This is a genomic window from Paenibacillus antibioticophila (assembly GCF_000455265.1).
GTDB lineage: Bacteria > Bacillota > Bacilli > Paenibacillales > Paenibacillaceae > Fontibacillus > Fontibacillus antibioticophila.
Genome location: NZ_HG005139.1, coordinates 1,382,190 through 1,399,154 on the forward strand (window position 1 = coordinate 1,382,190; position 16,965 = coordinate 1,399,154).

General features: G+C 41.7%; 26 protein-coding genes and 1 pseudogene. 26 read left to right on the plus strand and 1 reads right to left on the minus strand.

Annotated features, from left to right (window positions below; translation table 11 throughout):
• Positions 1-625 precede the first annotated feature (625 nt).
• The 6 genes from TX85_RS06170 (at position 626) to TX85_RS06195 (ending at position 4,151) form a co-directional block, all read left to right on the plus strand.
• Positions 626-1,147 carry a DinB family protein gene (locus TX85_RS06170; RefSeq protein ID WP_044479856.1) on the plus strand — a complete coding sequence of 174 codons (522 nt, stop codon included), beginning with the start codon at positions 626-628 and terminating at the stop codon, positions 1,145-1,147.
• A gap of 28 nt (positions 1,148-1,175) precedes the next feature.
• Positions 1,176-1,745 carry a histidine phosphatase family protein gene (locus tag TX85_RS06175; RefSeq protein WP_044478230.1) on the plus strand — a complete coding sequence of 190 codons (570 nt, stop codon included), beginning with the start codon at positions 1,176-1,178 and terminating at the stop codon, positions 1,743-1,745.
• A 58-nt stretch (positions 1,746-1,803) separates the two neighbouring features.
• Entirely contained in the window at positions 1,804-2,313 is a 510-nt protein-coding gene (locus TX85_RS06180; protein ID WP_262362645.1) for an AAA family ATPase, read from the plus strand.
• Positions 2,310-2,879, plus strand: coding sequence for a GNAT family N-acetyltransferase (locus tag TX85_RS06185; protein ID WP_044478232.1), 570 nt, complete (start codon positions 2,310-2,312; stop codon positions 2,877-2,879). Before TX85_RS06180 ends, TX85_RS06185 begins: the two co-directional genes overlap by 4 nt.
• 50 nt (positions 2,880-2,929) lie before the next feature.
• Positions 2,930-3,439, plus strand: a complete 510-nt coding sequence (locus tag TX85_RS06190; protein ID WP_044478233.1) for a DinB family protein — start codon at positions 2,930-2,932, stop codon at positions 3,437-3,439.
• A 91-nt stretch (positions 3,440-3,530) separates the two neighbouring features.
• A complete protein-coding gene (locus TX85_RS06195) occupies positions 3,531-4,151 on the plus strand; it encodes a cyclase family protein (RefSeq protein WP_199558823.1) in 621 nt (206 codons plus the stop codon).
• Positions 4,152-4,254: 103 nt separating this feature from the next.
• Here TX85_RS06195 and TX85_RS06200 read toward each other — a convergent pair whose 3' ends face one another.
• Entirely contained in the window at positions 4,255-5,631 is a 1,377-nt protein-coding gene (locus TX85_RS06200; protein ID WP_233500630.1) for a helix-turn-helix domain-containing protein, read from the minus strand.
• 203 nt (positions 5,632-5,834) lie between these two features.
• On the opposite strand from TX85_RS06200, the pseudogene TX85_RS06205 reads away from it, so the two are divergent.
• The 20 genes and pseudogenes from TX85_RS06205 to TX85_RS06300 form a co-directional block, all read left to right on the plus strand.
• Positions 5,835-6,035, plus strand: a pseudogene (locus tag TX85_RS06205) (NUDIX domain-containing protein); the annotation flags it as partial.
• 135 nt (positions 6,036-6,170) lie between these two features.
• Positions 6,171-6,878 (plus strand): class I SAM-dependent methyltransferase, encoded by a 708-nt coding sequence (locus TX85_RS06210; protein WP_071784165.1) that lies wholly within the window; start codon positions 6,171-6,173, stop codon positions 6,876-6,878.
• A 77-nt stretch (positions 6,879-6,955) separates the two neighbouring features.
• Positions 6,956-7,594: a hypothetical protein gene (locus tag TX85_RS06215; protein ID WP_044478237.1), complete on the plus strand. Its 639-nt coding sequence runs from the start codon at positions 6,956-6,958 to the stop codon at positions 7,592-7,594.
• A gap of 43 nt (positions 7,595-7,637) precedes the next feature.
• A complete protein-coding gene (locus tag TX85_RS06220; protein WP_044478238.1) occupies positions 7,638-8,153 on the plus strand; it encodes a DNA topology modulation protein in 516 nt (171 codons plus the stop codon).
• Positions 8,150-8,701, plus strand: a complete 552-nt coding sequence (locus tag TX85_RS06225) for a hypothetical protein (RefSeq protein WP_044478239.1) — start codon at positions 8,150-8,152, stop codon at positions 8,699-8,701. Before TX85_RS06220 ends, TX85_RS06225 begins: the two co-directional genes overlap by 4 nt.
• 11 nt (positions 8,702-8,712) lie before the next feature.
• Positions 8,713-9,372 carry a hypothetical protein gene (locus tag TX85_RS06230; protein ID WP_044478240.1) on the plus strand — a complete coding sequence of 220 codons (660 nt, stop codon included), beginning with the start codon at positions 8,713-8,715 and terminating at the stop codon, positions 9,370-9,372.
• A 9-nt stretch (positions 9,373-9,381) separates the two neighbouring features.
• Positions 9,382-9,846: a hypothetical protein gene (locus tag TX85_RS06235; RefSeq protein WP_044478242.1), complete on the plus strand. Its 465-nt coding sequence runs from the start codon at positions 9,382-9,384 to the stop codon at positions 9,844-9,846.
• Positions 9,847-9,887: 41 nt separating this feature from the next.
• A complete protein-coding gene (locus TX85_RS06240) occupies positions 9,888-10,379 on the plus strand; it encodes a GNAT family N-acetyltransferase (RefSeq protein ID WP_233500631.1) in 492 nt (163 codons plus the stop codon).
• Positions 10,380-10,453: 74 nt separating this feature from the next.
• Positions 10,454-10,996 (plus strand): hypothetical protein, encoded by a 543-nt coding sequence (locus TX85_RS06245; protein WP_044478243.1) that lies wholly within the window; start codon positions 10,454-10,456, stop codon positions 10,994-10,996.
• A gap of 34 nt (positions 10,997-11,030) precedes the next feature.
• A complete protein-coding gene (locus tag TX85_RS06250) occupies positions 11,031-11,411 on the plus strand; it encodes a VanZ family protein (RefSeq protein ID WP_262362646.1) in 381 nt (126 codons plus the stop codon).
• Positions 11,412-11,437: 26 nt separating this feature from the next.
• Entirely contained in the window at positions 11,438-11,728 is a 291-nt protein-coding gene (locus TX85_RS06255; protein WP_049894830.1) for a DUF5316 domain-containing protein, read from the plus strand.
• A 432-nt stretch (positions 11,729-12,160) separates the two neighbouring features.
• The gene (locus tag TX85_RS27340; protein WP_233500632.1) at positions 12,161-12,367 is read left to right on the plus strand and encodes a hypothetical protein; all 207 of its coding nucleotides are present in this window, start codon (positions 12,161-12,163) and stop codon (positions 12,365-12,367) included.
• 34 nt (positions 12,368-12,401) lie between these two features.
• Entirely contained in the window at positions 12,402-12,878 is a 477-nt protein-coding gene (locus tag TX85_RS06265) for a DinB family protein (RefSeq protein ID WP_158297305.1), read from the plus strand.
• On the plus strand, positions 12,862-13,224 hold the full coding sequence (locus tag TX85_RS06270) for a hypothetical protein (RefSeq protein ID WP_044478248.1): 363 nt from the start codon (positions 12,862-12,864) through the stop codon (positions 13,222-13,224). Before TX85_RS06265 ends, TX85_RS06270 begins: the two co-directional genes overlap by 17 nt.
• A 149-nt stretch (positions 13,225-13,373) precedes the next feature.
• Entirely contained in the window at positions 13,374-13,802 is a 429-nt protein-coding gene (locus TX85_RS06275; RefSeq protein ID WP_044478250.1) for a GNAT family N-acetyltransferase, read from the plus strand.
• Between the two features lie 77 nt (positions 13,803-13,879).
• Positions 13,880-14,389 (plus strand): hypothetical protein, encoded by a 510-nt coding sequence (locus TX85_RS06280; protein WP_158297306.1) that lies wholly within the window; start codon positions 13,880-13,882, stop codon positions 14,387-14,389.
• A gap of 130 nt (positions 14,390-14,519) precedes the next feature.
• Entirely contained in the window at positions 14,520-15,038 is a 519-nt protein-coding gene (locus tag TX85_RS06285; RefSeq protein ID WP_044478252.1) for a CarD family transcriptional regulator, read from the plus strand.
• Between the two features lie 183 nt (positions 15,039-15,221).
• Positions 15,222-15,635, plus strand: coding sequence for a DUF6157 family protein (locus tag TX85_RS06290; protein WP_044478253.1), 414 nt, complete (start codon positions 15,222-15,224; stop codon positions 15,633-15,635).
• Positions 15,636-15,773: 138 nt separating this feature from the next.
• Positions 15,774-16,499 (plus strand): sulfite exporter TauE/SafE family protein, encoded by a 726-nt coding sequence (locus TX85_RS06295; RefSeq protein ID WP_049894831.1) that lies wholly within the window; start codon positions 15,774-15,776, stop codon positions 16,497-16,499.
• 100 nt (positions 16,500-16,599) lie between these two features.
• Complete coding sequence (locus tag TX85_RS06300; RefSeq protein WP_044478254.1) at positions 16,600-16,803, plus strand: zinc ribbon domain-containing protein; 204 nt, start codon at positions 16,600-16,602, stop codon at positions 16,801-16,803.
• Positions 16,804-16,965 lie beyond the last annotated feature (162 nt).

Sequence of the window (16,965 nt, forward strand, 5' to 3'; positions counted from 1 at the left end):
CAATGGGCAGCTGTTCAAAATGTCAGAATACGAATGTCATCCAGAGAAGCTCACTTCTTACAAGGCTATTGCTATCAATCTACATTTTTCTTAATTTTTACTTTTTTACGGGTGAAGTTGATTACGGGGCAATAATCGCACTACTTCCTTTACTCATTCCTTATCATCATGTTTGTATGGATTGTGACGCTGATTTTTGGGGAGCGCCCAAAATTAGAATTCGTAATTTCTGGTTGGAAAATCTTTCTGAAAAGTATTTATTGGCAATGGCACCTTCAATACTTACAATGACGATTTTGATTCTTAAATTCCCTTACACAGGGCTTGAACGCATTGTATATTTACCTGCCATTTATGTTATAAACAGCATTCCAATTCTGATCTATCTCCTGAAATTTAGTAAAATTAACGGTATATTTAATTTATTCTTAGGGTTATTTATACAATTGGTAACAGTAGTACTGTCCATATTATTTTATCCCAAATGAGGTTTGATAATGATCATTCAAATGAATCAAGATAATATGAACGATTATAGCAGTTCAAATGAGCATTTCATTGTTTTTGGACGTCTAGTGCCTAGATAAGAGAATGATATAACCTGGAGGTAGAACCCATGCTTCATATGCAAAATCTGTTGCTGATAAAGGATATACCTGGCTATTCCCCGCAAATCAGTAGATTAGTATCGATGATGAACTATGCAAGATATACAACGTTAGAAGCGGTAAAGGATTTGACTCAAGCTGAACTTGATTTTTTGCTGGACGGCCAAAGTAACTCGATAGGTGCTTTATTACTGCACTTTGCAGCCGTTGAATATGCCTATCAGGTATCAACATTCGAAAAGCGAGATTTAAATGAAGAGGAATTATTAATCTGGGGCCCTGCACTTGAACTAGGCAAAGTAGGACAGGAACAGATCAAGGGTCATGAGTTGGAATACTACCTCCATCAATTGGATCAAGTAAGGAATCGAACGCTCGAATTTTTCAAGTCTGTTAATGATGACTGGTTGGATACGGAAGAGGATTTTTGGTATGAGAAAAAGGCAAATTACTATTTCATGTGGTTCCATGTTTTTGAGGATGAACTCAATCATAGAGGTCAAATCAGACTGATCAGAAACAGACTGAAAGTAAAATGAAATGGATATCACATGATAAGGAGCAAACTTGATGACGATCATTTATATGGTTAGGCATGCTGAATCACCGTATGATGAAGGCAATGAGAGAACAAGAGGGCTGACTGAAAAAGGAAAATCGGATGTTGAAAAAGTAACACAAGTGCTTATTGATGAGGGGGTAGACGTTGTTATCTCTAGTCCTTATACACGAGCCGTACGGACTGTAGAGGGGACAGCCCAACACTTTCATTTAGAAGTTGCAACGTTTGAAGATCTTCGTGAGCGTGACTTTGCCGCAGAAGATGATGTGATTGATAGAGGGAAATTAATGTCCAATATCAGAGAGAATTTCAATGACTCGGAATATGCTCTGTATGGTGGTGAGTCTAATGCTGAATGCCAAAGGAGAGCCATTGCAGTGCTTAAGTCAATTGTACAAGAGCATGCCGGAAGAAAAATTGCAATTGGAACACATGGTCTGGTAATGACGCTAATGTTGAGTTATTTTGATTCCAGCTATGGTTTTCCTTTTCTGGAACAATTAAATAAACCTGATATATACAAACTGCATTTTGAAGACTTCGAATTAATTGAAGTAGTGAAGTTATGGGGATGAGTATCGATAGACGATTCAATGCGGGTTCAGGGAGGAATGCCACATAAAGATTCGCATCATTGGAGCGTGCGGCAGCGGCAAATCTTATATTGCCAGAGAACTGTCGAAGAAGTACGGAATCGAGCACTATGAGCTCGATAATTTGGTGTGGGACAGAAGCAAGCCTAATGAGAGAGATCCCCAAGAAGTCAGGGACTCCAAGCTAAATGAAATTGTGCATAGGGAGTCCTGGATCATTGAAGGTGTTCATCATAAGTGGGGACAGGACAGCTTCAGAGAAGCAGATGTCATATGTATCATTTGCCCAAATAAATATCAAAGAGACTTTAGAGTCGTTAAAAGATTTATTCGAACTCGCCTAGGTATGGAGTCGTCGAATTACAAGCAAACCCTTAAAAACTTATACCAAATGCTATTTGTATGGAACAGAGCCTTTGATCAAGAGAATCTGAAGGTTATCATGAAAATAACAGAACAATATGCCGAGAAGAGAGTGCTGCTAAGGAACAATAATCAAATAGTGGAGCATATAGAAAACTTGGTTCAATCAGAGAGGGGTGTCCTATGAATCTTGATGTTCTTTACGAAGACTTTCCTATCATTGAGGGTAACAGGCTTAGCTTGAAGAAGATAGAAGTAAGTCATCTGGATGATGTATTTTCGATTTATAATAATGACCGTGTATTTGAATATTGCGGGATTCTTCCCAAACATAATATCGAGACAGTAAAAAATATGATCGGGCATTTTGAACGCGATTATAATAAACGGTCCAGAATCAAATGGGGGGTCCTTATTCCAGGATCGTCCGGCAAGCTGGTGGGGATCATTGAGGCATTTGATTTTAACTCTAAAGTCAATATGGTTACCATCGGGTATTATTTTGATGAGAATTATTGGGGTCAAGGCTTTGCTACTGAGGCGGTCCAACTTCTAACCCGTTTTTTATTTGAACAAGTCAACCTAAATCGAATCCAAGCAGAAGTCATGCCGGCCAATGAAAATTCAAAGTGTGTACTGCTCAAGAATGGGTTCCTGAAAGAGGGAACTCTGAGACAAGCCAGCGTATGGACGGGAAAGGGAATTGTCGATTTAGAATTATACGCGCAGCTGAAGGAAGATTATAAGCCCTAAAAAGTCTTTTCATGCAGCTTGCTAAATAATACATCGGGAGTGATAAGCTTATGGACATAGCTTCTGAAGTCATTCAAAGCATTTTAGTGAAGTTTAAGTCAGAACGGAAATGGACCCTGCAGGCCCTAGCCCAATTGTCGGAGGAGGATATCACTTGGTCGCACACTCCGGAAAGCAACAGTATTGCAAATTTAGTGAGCCATATTCGAGGCTGCGTTCATTCAAGAATTGAGACGATCTATTTTGATATCCCGGACACTCGAGAACGAGATAAGGAGTTTGAACCTGGACTTCAATTATCACATGAAGAAGCTTATCGAATGGCAGCAGAAGCCTTCGATATCATCATTCAGTATCTTGAGCATCTCCAAGCTCATCCAGAGCTATTATTGTCCCAGCCGTTCATAAATCGTCCCCCTCTGACTTATAGCCAAGTGGATAATGGGACAACCGCACTGAACCTTATGATCGCAATGGTTAGAGAAATTCATTACCATACAGGGCAAATCATCTATGCCGCCAAGATTAGAAAAGGACAATTAGAATGGCAATATGACTGATTCGAGGAGAGGGATGACATGAAAAGATTGATATTTGTTGAGGGAATTCCCGGCTCTGGAAAGTCCACCTTAATGAATTGGAGGGATAATTATGAAATGGATCGATCTAACTCATATCATGCGAAATCGTCTCCCTGTGTATCCGGGTGATAGTGAGATGGAATTGGTGCAAACCAATGAATTGGCGAGGGACGGCTATTGTAATCACCGATTAACAGTGAATATGCATACAGGTACTCATATCGATGGACCGATGCATTTAATCCCTTCGGACCGGTACATAAGTGATTTCCCGTTGGACACATTTATAGGAAAAGGCACCTTGATCCATGCTGCTGGAATGTCCCAAATTGATTATAAGGAGGAGTATGAGGACTTCATCCAGGAGGGAACGATTCTAATTCTTTACACCGGGCATAGCAGCTATTTTGGTGAAGATAACTACTTTTCAGAACATCCGACTCTGACCAAGGCGTTTGCTGAGTTATTGGTCCGCAAGAAGATCAAGCTGATCGGAATGGATACTCCCTCACCAGACAAGTATCCCTTTGAAATTCACAAATATCTGTTTGAAAATCAGGTGCTTATAGCTGAGAACCTGACGAATCTGGATCGTTTGCTAAGTGCAAAGTCTTTTGAAATCATTGCGCTGCCTTTATTTATACATGCAGATTCATCTATTGCTCGGATTATTGCACGGGTTGAGGAATAAAGATGAGAGGAGGCAGATTTCCCCCTCTCTATCTAAATCACATGACCCATGCTGATCCAATATATGAATAATAACGGGGGAAGAAACAATTAAGAGTGTGAAACTAGAAATTAAGAGAATCGCCCATTTTGATTTCATTTCCATATACCCCTTCTAGTATATTTTTGTAGGCTGAAAGCGTAACAACGTCACTTTTATCTCGAAATCTTTCAAATAAACCTACACAATTTAATATACGTGATTTCAAATTAATGGATACAGATTTTTCCAGAGATCTAATGAGATATTCAAATCCACCCTTATATTCATGAATGTTGAGGTAATAGTAGGATAGTTCATAATAAAATCTCGCTAAGCGTTCTTCAATAATTTGCCTTGTGTAGGTATTTTCCTCAGAACCAATATTTACAAGCTGGCCTATATCCATCCTGCGGATAATTTCATCTATGTTGATGCTGTACCGATTGGCTGCCGATACGACATTTAGAAAGGCAAGAAGCAGCTCCTCGGCATTAGATTCCATGTAAGAAAGATATTCAGTAAATAAAGTCGAATCGCCCGCCGCTATTCTTGTTGCCATTTTGTTAACCTTAGCCCAGACATGGAATTTATTTTTCCAGAGCAAGCCTGATTCATCCTCTTCCTTTACCCAATTCAGGCTGGAATATAAATCGATAAAATCTAGAGCTCTCAGGTAGTCTCCTCTTGCTTCGTAAACACTGCCCAGCAGCAAATCAGAGTAGGCTATATACGTAAAGAGTGGCCGCACAGGTTCCTGCTCAAGATCAAAGGGCCTCTTTAGTTGATAATAAAATTCTGCCTTTTCTTTAAGTTTTAGGGCAATTTCTTCTACTTTGTCCCAGTGGCGTAAAGAGCGGTATGTATTTGCCAGATCCTTTAATGCTTCTAGGTGGTTGAATCCATCTAAACGATCAACAAACATTTCAAATTGAATGGCAGTTTGATAGTTCTTCTCTTGGTTAACTCCAAGTCTGCAGGTAAAGAGTCTGTATTGGCAGAGAGCCAGTCTCTCGGAGTGCTGATTTTTCTCGCTAAGAGCAACATCTTCATAAATAATGCGCGCTGCTTCCTTTTGACCGTTTCGAAAAAAATTCTCTGCCATTTCAAAGAGCACTTGTGAGTACATTAGGTTATCCAGTAACAACTCAACAGATTTTTGAATGAGGTCCAGGCGGCCAGCTTCTTCACAAGCAAGCAAAAAAGGCTTGATACGACGCCAATTGGGAGTGGCTTCGACTAAAACCTCCTTGAAATACTGGTCGTAAAATAGTCCCTTATTCTCTCCTAAGCCCTCAGTAATCATGTCCAATTGCTCTATCGTTACTTTTCTATGCCCGTTTAGAATGTAACTAAGAGAGCCAACATTGAGTCCTACTTTATTTGCAAACTGGTGCAGGTTTATACCCTTTTGCTTCATATATTCATTTAGCATGGAACGAAATGTAGCATTAGATTGCAAGCCATCACCACCCGGGAGTCATTTGCTTTTTTCAATAATATCCATTTTATGATTGACGGTCAATTTCTCTTTTTTAGGGATAGATCTCGAATGGGATGTATCCCTTCTTTATGTTTGGAGTAAAGATAACAGCCAAAAGGGGTAGGGGATGGTATAATTAGGGAAATTAGTTTGTGAGATGGATACAAGGAAAAGAGGATTATATGGGATATATTTCTGAGCTAAGAGAGCTAGTTGGAACCAGGCCTATTATTTTGACGGGCGTGACGATCATCGTCTTGAATAAAGACAATCAGATCCTGCTTCAGAAGAGAACTGACACGGGGGATTGGGGAGTCATTGGAGGCGCGTTAGAATTAGCGGAGACATTTGAAGACGCAGCAAAGAGAGAGTTGTATGATGAAGGGTTAGAATTGAAATATTTTAGCTTAGAGGAATCCATAGATCAATTAAATCCAATGACGTATAAGATTTTGAAGAAGTCGGGATATGTTCACTGGTAGTTCCAATACAATCTGCTCTAAAATAGGAGAATCCGCATGAGCCGAATGGATAAGATTAGATCCAAAGAAAAAGAATATCACGATCATTGCTATGACAATTATAAATTATTCGAGCAGGGTTCCTGGTTACATAAACCGGTTAGAACAATCTTGGATTTATTTGCTTATTTTGATGAGCTGGAAGAAGTTAAAGTACTGGACTTGGGATGTGGGATCGGAAGAAACAGTATCCCTCTCGCAGAAAAAATAGGAGCTCGAAAAGGAACCGTGGTTTGTGTTGATTTATTGGAATCAGCCATCGAGAAGCTGCAATTCTATTCAAATGAATTCAATGTAGCTGACAAAATTGAGTGCAAACAAAGTGACATCGCGGAATATAGCATTGCTTCTGAGTACTTTAATTTTATCTTTGCTGTATCAAGTATGGAGCATGTTGAGAGTGAGACTCAATTTGATAGAGTTATAGAGCATATGTTAAGGGGCACGAAGGTCGGCGGAATTAATTGTATCATTATCAGCACGAATATTTCGGAAACAGCCATTAATTCCGGTAAAAGGCTTGATCCGATGTATGAGCTCCAATTTGAGACAGATCAGTTAATTAGAAAACTTCAAGGAATCTATTCGAAATGGGGAATTTTACAGCAAACTGTAAAGCCCTATGAACTTGAAATTGAGAGAGACGGGCAACGAATTTTACTGCAGGGCGACGTACTAACATGGGCAGTGAGAAAGATGCAATGAAGAACTTGCTGAGTGAATGAAAGAGAAATTACTAAAGGAAAGCATAGCTTAATACAGGGCAGAAACGGAGGAGTGGAATGGGGAAAAGAGTGCTTTTTATTGTCATGGTTGTGGTGGGACTGTTACTCATAGTCAATAATCATCTGCATTATACGCCAGGAGATTATTTGTTTCAATGGATCGGAGTGCCGCCTTGGACAAAAGGACATAACACTGGAGTTCATCTCCCTGTAGTGATCGGGTTGTTCCTGCTGCTTATCGGAGGAATTGGAACCATCAGAGTCTATCGCCATAAATATCCCAAGATCCGAAGTCGCCTCATTATTTCCTGTATCGTGTTTATTATTCTATTTCCAATGGCAACGGAGCAATTTATGTTTCTAGTGCAGCGCAACACAACTGGGGTAGGATCCGTCGATATTCATGTGAAGGAGAGCGAATGTCAGATCCGGACCGAAGATGACTATGTGAAGGCGTATTGTTCCATTCCTGTCTTTAACTATGGAGATGAAGTTCAACTAACATTAAGACCTGTGTATGATCCTGATCTAATCGAGTTCGAAGAGACGACACTTTCTGTAGAACCTCACTCCAGGTTTACTCTTGGCTTGGAGTTTCGCGGAAGTACGCAGCAGGATGGAAATAATATCTTCGGCAGCTTCCGTGGAGAAGGCATCGAAATTAAAATTCGCGGAGAGAAGAAAGTATTCTATTGAATTGAGGTCAGACATGAAGACTCGTAACTAAAGGAGAATGTTGATGTCTAGAATCATGATCATCGGATCCGGTGGAGCCGGAAAATCAACGTTGGCCAGGCAGCTTGGAGAAATTCTGGATTGGCCGGTATATCATCTGGACACGTATTACTGGAAGCCGGGCTGGATCCCTACTCCGAATGAGGAGTGGGATGTATTCCTGGAAGAGCTCGTTCAAGAGGAGAAATGGATTATGGACGGGAATTATGGACGAACACTCGATATAAGATTGAAGCAGGCAAATATAATCATATTACTGGATTTTTCCAAGTGGATCACGGTCTATCGGGTACTTAAGCGAAGAGTGATGTATCAAGGCAAGAGCCGTCCTGACATGAATGAGGGTTGTCCGGAAAGCCTTGATCTTGATTTCGTGAAATGGGTGTGGAGCTTTAGGAAGGCGAAGCTTCCAGGTATTATGGAAAAGATTCAGCAGCACAAGGACAAGAACGTCATTATTCTGAGATCTCCGAAAGAAGTAAGGAGGTTCCTGGCACATGCAGGAGAATTAAAACGATGAGCCTTTTTTTGTACCACTATTTCGAGAAAGAAAAGGGTCCTTTCAAAAATTTATCGAAACTGTCGGTACAAGATGCTATTGAGGTATCGCGCGCAATACGCAAAGAGGGTAACATATTTGCCAGTCAAAGGAATGACGAATACATTGTCATCAGACGAGAATTGGAAAAGATCGCGCGGGAGCAATTTATCCTTAAGGGTGGAAAGCCAACCAATACGTATCCTCATTACATGACCCTAGGACCTTGTTCTTGGCTTCAGTCCTGGTACAAGGAAGCTGCCTTTCTTAAGCTAAGCTGGGATGTCATCCCCAAGGAATTGATGAGCTTTACGTACGGAGATTTATTCCCAACCATGCGGTATCAGGACAATAAGCCTTACAGAAAGCAAGTCTATACAAGAGAGGAAATTGTTGGGGTTATTGATCAGTTTGGGTTGCCGCAAGATTGGAATGCCGATGGATCTCGAGGGCCGGAGCGATACATTGAAGTGCAAATCTGGGATGAGCAAATACTGGAAGCTTTGATTCAAGGTTTGTCTTTTGATTAGGAGGTAACGAATTGAAGAAGATCATCATGGCGGTATCAGCACTGCTAGTGATTTCTGTTGTAATGAATATCGTATTATACAACAAATCCAAGAAAGCAGACCGCTACGAGGTTGCCGTGGATACAGCACTTGGCTATTTTTCTTCGGAATACAGAATAGGCTCTTTGCATGAATCCTTGGAGAAGGCCCTATCTGAGCAGAGACTGGATTTTGGGGAATTGGGGAGATTCAACAATTATTATAGGGATGATCTGAAAAAAGTAAGCACAATGCATCGCCAGCTAACTCTATTATATGGACCTATCTTTGGCTACGAGCAATACGATCGGATCAGCAGTATCGGAACGAATAATTTGTTCAATCTGCTTGAGGATTGCTCGATATTTTTTGATGATCTCGGTGAAAACTCAAAAAATTCTCTGTCGAATGATGGAGAACGGCAATATGTAGATCTCGGCAAATTAGATGATGAAGTGATGGCTGGCGTTAAGATTATAACTGAGATTATCGGTAAACTTGAAGCTATACGAAGCTCCAGCTACGACCAAAAATCCGGAAGCGATTTGGATGCCCTACATGACTATTTACTGAGAAGTGCAGATTACTTTGACACCACGGATGTGCAGGAAAAAGCAAAGATGATAGAGAGCTTGAATGCCCATGGGAAGTAGGTGTGAAAAGTGAAGAAGCTCATCATCGACCGAAGAATCTTAGCCGGATTGATATTAATCATAACTGGCTTTGTACTTCTGTTGATTGCTCCCCTGCTGTTGGATAAAGGAAGAGATGATTTATTTATCATGAGTGGTTACGGGGCCTCCCTATCAGAAACGCCTGGAGAGAATCAAGTCTTATCCTACTCCATAGATTTAAGCAATAATGGCAGATCATACTATAAAATTAAAAGTTTAGAGCCTGTAATTTCGCAAGAAGCGGAACCTTATGTGCTAGAGGGGATCACAATAATCCCTGTGAATAAGAAATTAACTCCCAACAAAACGATTAAGATTCACGGTGAATTAAAAGTAAATACTAGCCAAATGAATCAAGAGGAGATTAGAGACCTATTATACGATTTGAAACAGTTTACGATCATCTATGATGATAACCAGGAAATGATTTTGGATAATGAAATTCCGAACTGAACGAATAAGCTAAGCTAACCACTCCCTACAAGAGGTGAACCATGGAGGATCTGATTAGATTAAAGCAACTGGCCAGTGAAGAAGAAGCGAATTTGCTGGATAAAGCCTTTTCCGAGGTATATCCGTGGTACAGCTCTCGAGATTATTTTATGGATTGTCTGGAGGAAAATCGGCAAGGAAAACGGGTTACTTTACTCGCTTTCTATGGTGAAAAGTTGGCTGGTTGCTGCCATCTGTTGCTGCATTCGGAATACCCGTACTTTAGAGCTCGCAAGATCCCGGAGATCAATGACCTGAATGTGTTCCCGGAATTTAGAAGAAGGAAAATCGCGAGCAAGCTATTCGATGAATTAGAGAGAATCGTCTCACGAAATTATCCATCAATCGGGCTGGGTGTCGGGCTATATAAGGATTACGGGAATGCTCAGCGCATGTATGGCAAGCGCGGCTACGTTATGGATGGACAAGGCTTAACTTACAAGAATCAACCTGTTCAAGGCGGAGAAAATGTGTCTGCGATGATGAGTTGTTGATTTATTTAGTGAAAGAACTAGTGTAGGGATACGTGGGTTTATTGTAATCTTTTTGGGCAGAAACGAGGTGTGAAATGAAGAAACGGCTATTCTGTTTGATCGTCATCTTGGCGGTATTGTCGGGCTGTGCTCAAGATAAAATGGAAGTATCTTTTTATACGGAGAGACAGTTAATCATAGGTGTTGTAGGAGAACCGCCTGTACAAAAAGGGCACACCGTCATTTATGAAAAGATCACCTTCGAGGAATTGCAAAATATAGAATATCTATCTGATTTTGATGCGGTCTTTATCACGAAAGACAATTTATTTCAAGCTGCTAACAAAGAATTCAAGAGCGTATACAAGACGGCTAATATTCCTTTTTTCTTTATTCAGTCCACAAAGTCACATATTCCTTTTACTCATGAGGAATTATCTTATGAAGCCGTTCCTGATCTCTCCCCTGACATGTACGCTACGGGATATTTCAAGAACCGGGATGAGGATCTGATTTGGGGTTACGGATTGCATAACAATGAAGAGAATCAGATAAATATCGAGGATGTGTACACCCGAATTTTCCAGACCATAGCTTCTATAGATAAGGAACGAAATGAGCATGATGAGTCAATTTAGGAAACTTTTCACTTTTCTAATCGTTATCTATTTAATGATCCTGATGTATTGGATGTTATTCGGGTTCGGTAGAACTCCGCAGGATGAGTATATGTACAATTTACAACCATTCGTTACTATAGGCCAGTTCCTTCAGGTGAGCCGCTTCACTCCGAGGGCCTGGATGATAAATCTGCTTGGGAACATTGGCGTATTTGTCCCATTTGGAGTTTTGATGCCTGTTGTATTTAGAATGAAGCCGCTAAAAGTGTATGCCCTATTTCTAGTTGGCTTGATTACTTTGGAGCTTACACAATTGCTTTCCAGGCGGGGAAGTCTCGACGTGGACGATGTGATATTGAATTCACTTGGTTTTTTTATCGGGTATGGGATATATAAGGCTGCAGCACAATATTTCAAATCAAGAAAAGAATAATGCATCTGTAATGTGGGGTGAGCGAAATGAGAACCTTACTGCTTGGAACGGTTATTGGATTTGTTCTAGCTATGGCAATTGGAATTATATGGAGCTGGGAGGCAGCCATGAAGCTAGTTGGCAGTGTAGGAATTATTGCCTGGCTCAGTGCAGGAGTCTTGTCTGGGGCTTTTATTAGCGGCGACCGCTCAAGAGCGAATCAGAATAGTGAAACTGAGGAAGATCGGAAATGGAGAGTTAGAGCATCAACAAGATTATTTGGTTTTGGCCTTCCCTCTATTGCAGCCTCCATTCTTATTTACATAATTACGAACTAACCAACAACGGCATGAGGCTGAGCGTTTGCTGAATATGTAGTGAACAATCGCCGAGCAGAGGGAGGATCCCATGTCAGAATATTATTGGGACAATAAAATCGACTATCTCAGCGGGTAGAAGATTTCATTTGGAACGGTGTAGTGAACTTAGACTGTCCGTTTAAGTACCTGAGATTATAGAAGGGCAGGTGATCCCCGATAACTCAATTGCTGAAAATAAACACCGTCGCAGTTCTGTACGCTCTTTATGTGTTCATACCAACTGAGCTAATGGTTAATGTGTATCGAATCCATAGATTGACTGGATGGGACTTCAGGACAATAAATAGCCTGACAAATATTGTTCTGTTAGCCGGGATTATTCTGGGATCTATCTTTTTCTATATGATAACTGCAAGGTGGCTTGTTCCGTCGAAATGGAATTTTATTACGATGCTGCTCTGGTTGCCGTACTTTTTATTGTTCGTATTTATTTTTGCCGTCCTGTTTCCTATGACAAACGGCGGGGATGACCCCAATCCAGCGACGGGTTTAATTCTCTTGGGGATGCTGGTGTTGTATCCCTTTTATATTTTTCTTATCAATTGGATGAGCATGTTTACTAAGAATCCAGAAAATGTAACAGACCAATCTAAGTGAAGGAGCAATGATGATGGCAAAAACAACCTCGGAGATGGTAGAAGAATTCAGCGGATTTATTTCTTATGTTCAAGAACTAGGGGGATTAAGTGAAGAACATTGGAATAACCCGATTGCAGAAGGGAAATGGACGCTGAAGGATATTGTAAGCCATATGATGCTTTGGGACAAGTATTTTTATGAGGAAGGTATTGAGAAGATTACGTTGGGACAACCCGTAACTGTAAAGCATCTGAACTTCAACGAATTCAATGCCAATGCCATGGAGTATGCAAAGAGTCAAACGAAAGATTCGATGATTAAGCAGTTTGTGGAATGGCGCAGCAAGATTATTAATGTGGTCAGCCAACTGCCGGAAGAAGACCGCTTGAAAGAGTATAAGGATGGAGACGGGAAGAAATTTTCGATCCGGGGATATTTAAGAGGTTTTGTTCCGCATGATAAACACCATAGGAAACAAATTGATAAGTATTTGAAAAGTATCAAAGCGGCAAATGCTCCGACTAAATGAAGAAGAAGCACCTTGTTGCACTATTGATTGGCATCGTCCTGGTTGGATGCCTTGGTTTTGTGACGGTTATAGCAATTCGGTTGAAAGATTGCAGGTCTTCGACTGGAAGGGAGAGCAGGTCATAAGCAACGGAATCACCTATGACTACGATATGACACTTTCGGCTTGGACATTTACAGATAGGCTGCCCATCGAAAAGACAATTGGACGAATAAGAGGAGACAAGTTCTGGGGTTTTAAAACCTGGATACTTAAAATAGAAGGTTATGATTCAGATGAACTAGTAATGCTGAGAGGCATGATGTTTGATGCAATCTTTGTTAATAGAAGCACTGACAATGATTAATTCAAAGGCACTATGCAGAGACCAAGAGCTTTTATCGCAATATGAGCTAACAGTGAGTAAGTATCCTGTTGTAGAAAACCTCTACGGCGTTATGGAGATGCTAGAGACATGGAACAGCTAAAATCGAGCTCTTTTAGAAAGGTGATCCTATGACTAACCATTATCAAATAAGTAGACGAACGCCTACGCCAGAGGAGTACAAAGCTCTTTGTACAGCTGTTGACTGGGCGGATTATATGAACTTAGAGGTTGCTGAGGCCTCTTTACAGCAATCAGTCTTTGCGGTGGTCGCCCAACTCGGAGAGGAGATTGTCGGGATGGGGAGAATCGTAGGGGACGGGAAAATTTACTTTTATATTCAAGATATCGCCGTGGCGCCGGAGCATCAAGGCAAAGGAGTCGGCAGTATGATTATGGATGAAATTACGGAGTTCTTGAAGGAAAACGCTCCAGAGAAGGCCTTCATCGGTCTCTTTGCCTCGCAGGGCAGGGAAACATTTTATCGCAGATATGGTCTCCATAATCATGATGGCATGACAGGAATGTTCGGTGTTATGCATAGGCGGGAAATTAAATGATGGCATCGAGATGGGTACTCTTGTCTTTATTATCTCTCCTTATTCTCCCTTTAAGCAGCTGCGGTATGTCATCGAGTATGGAAAACGTAATAACAGCATTGCCTGAAGCCGATCCGATCGAAGAACCTGCGGAAAATTCGCAACAATCTCTGATTTCAGGAAATCCGATTGATGAGGCATTTAAAACGGATTTTGATATCGCATCCTCTACACCGGAAATAAATTATCTATCTAATGTTTATCTTGAAGCCTGGCAGGACGAATGGGATAATATCACTAATGCACTGCTGAATCAGTTCGAAATGGATGAAGACCGGAAGGTGATCAGGGATTATCGTTTGAACTTCCAGGCTTATGCAGAAAGCTTGTATGAGGTGGAATGGCTGGACTATACAGATACCACTGTTCCTGCGGAGGAGCACCGTTTGGTCGGAACGGGAGCCATGAGTGCTGCTGCGCTGGCCCAAGCTTCCGCGTACAAGCGTGAGGTGCTCTTATGGATTGACCGGTATTATATCGAGGACAGCTATAGTTACAAGTATAAGGGCTCCGGCGCACAGTTGCTTCAGAGAAGGGATAGAGAATAAGCCGACTTGACATATGTGTGGTATAATTAATTTATAGACAATTTCAGACGGCATAGGGAGTGCCCCAAGCTAAGGATTTTGTTATCCAGGTAGCTTCGGGGTTTTTCCAATATGTAAGGGAGGCGAACCTGTGTTTAAGATTGGAGAGTTTGTTGTATACGGTCATAGCGGAGTCTGCCAAGTTACATCTATTGATTACCCGGAACTTGCATTTCATGTCGGGGATAAGAAGCTTTATTATAAGCTGGAACCGGTATGCAGCACAGAAGTGATCTATACGCCGGTTGATACGAAGGTGCTGATGCGGCCGGTCATCTCTTCTGAACAAGCCCGTCAGCTGCTGGACCGAGTAAGAGAGGAGAGCAAGGCCCCGGCTGATGTACGGTCCAATATGCAGGATGAATATGATGCATTATTAAAAAATCAGGAATGTACAGGCTTGCTCCGGATTATTAAAAACATCCAGTACAAGAAGAAGGACAGCCTCCAGAGCGGCAAGAAGCTGACAATGACAGAGCAGAGAATATTGAAGCAGGCGGAGGAGTTGCTCAGCAGTGAGCTATCGGTTGTCATGGACAGGGATTTAGAAGCGACAAAATCGATTATAGACGATGTAGTTACGGAGTGGCTGGCAAGAGTATATGTCTAAATACTCAGCCTTTAATGGGGCTCTCTCTCGGTACTGTAGTGCCCGGGAAGAGAGTTCTTTTTTGTCTTATCATTGCCAGATTCGAAATGATGCAGAGAAGGAAAATGATTGTTTCAGGAGAACATGTATATAGGACAATCCATGATCTAACTTGACGATAAAGAATTGTGAGGGGATTTCTCGATGAAAGACATCAATTACTACAACACATTCATTGCAGTCGCAGACGACTGTCAGGTAAGCGCAGGGGAGATTCCCCAAGCTAAAGGCGGGGTGAAGACGGTTCCTGTGATACAGTATGAAATGATTTCGCACAGTCCGTATGTCTATACTCAAGCGGATGTGCTGTTTGAAGTGCATGCTGTCCGCAACGGAATTAAGGAAGAGGAAAAGGATCTGGAGCGGGAGAGGTTTTTTTCCAGGAGCCAAGCCTGCCTGCGTACGTCTTCATTGGGCAAGCGATACGGTTGGGGGATCCACCATAATGCCGAAGGGAAAATGGCGCTTTATGCCGTTGAATCCGAGGAATACCGGCAGCTATTGCAGGACCGTTCAATTAAGCAGCTAAAGGCGATGCGTTCCAGCCGGAAAGGCTGACTTAGAGCGCACAACTTCATGAAGAGTAAGAAGAGAAACCATGTTAATGATCGACTATGCAAAAGAAACTGACCGGGGTATGGGCTGTTTGCTGCAGGAGCATGATGCGCTTGAAGTCATTTCCGAGAAGACACAATCATGACTATGGTATATGGATGGCTAATCGTTCTCATTGCCAGCATTGCGCAGGGGCTGACAGGCTTCGGCTTTGCGCTGATTGCGGTTCCATTATTGTCCCTGGTCCTGCCGTTTAATCAGATTGTGCCTATTGTTGTCGGCCTAAGCCTGGTATCTAATCTGGTCATGATCTGGAGACTGTACAAGCATGTGGAATTGAAAAAGATCTGGCCGCTTATTGTCTTCGGATTTATCGGAATTCCTATAGGTGGTTATCTTTTGCTGGTGTTAGATGGGGTCATCCTTAAAATTAGCGTCGGTCTGTTGATTTTCGGCTTTGCAATTTTGCTGCTCAGGAGGGTCACCTTTCCGATTCGGAATGAATATCTGGCTTATCCGACGGTAGGCCTGTTCAGCGGCATACTCAATGGCAGCATCTCCGCCAGCGGGCCTCCGCTCGTTCTCTTCCTTGCGAATCAGGGAAAAGATCAGCAGGTATTCAAAGCAAACTTGGCATTCTATAGTATCTTCCTTAACCTTTCTACATTAGCGGTATTTTACTTTAACGGAACCCTGGATAGAGAGGTTGCATCCATTATCGTCCAACTGCTCGTCATCATGATTGCAGGCACTGGAATAGGCATGGCTATGGCGAGGCGGATTGACCAGCAGATGTTTAGAAAGCTTGTCATTTACTTATTAATAGCCTCATCCGTCTCGATGATCCTTGGGGCAATTCCATTTTAGTCGTTCTGTAGGAGGGTAAAGACAGGATACCGATGTAGGAACGCAACGTTCATTCAAACGTATAAGTTTAACAACAGCAAAAAATACGGAGGGATACGTAATGAACAACAAAGGTTGCATCAAATGCGGCAGCAGGGACGCAAGAACGAAAGAAGTGGCTATGACCGGCACGGGTCTTTCCAAGATGTTTGATATCCAGCATAATCAATTTGTTGTCGTATACTGCGCAAAATGCGGCTATTCCGAGTTCTACAATAAAGCTTCATCCACGGGATCTAACGTGCTTGACCTGTTTTTTGGCTGATTTCAGCCCAATCTTAACTAATAGATGTAAGCAAAGACCGACTCAAGCGCTTGAGCCGGTTTTTGTTTGAGCTAAAATCTTGTAGCTAGGCCTTATTCGATGAATATAGATAATGATGTTTTTGCATTCAAGATGTATAATTATGGAATGAGTTCAGTCTAT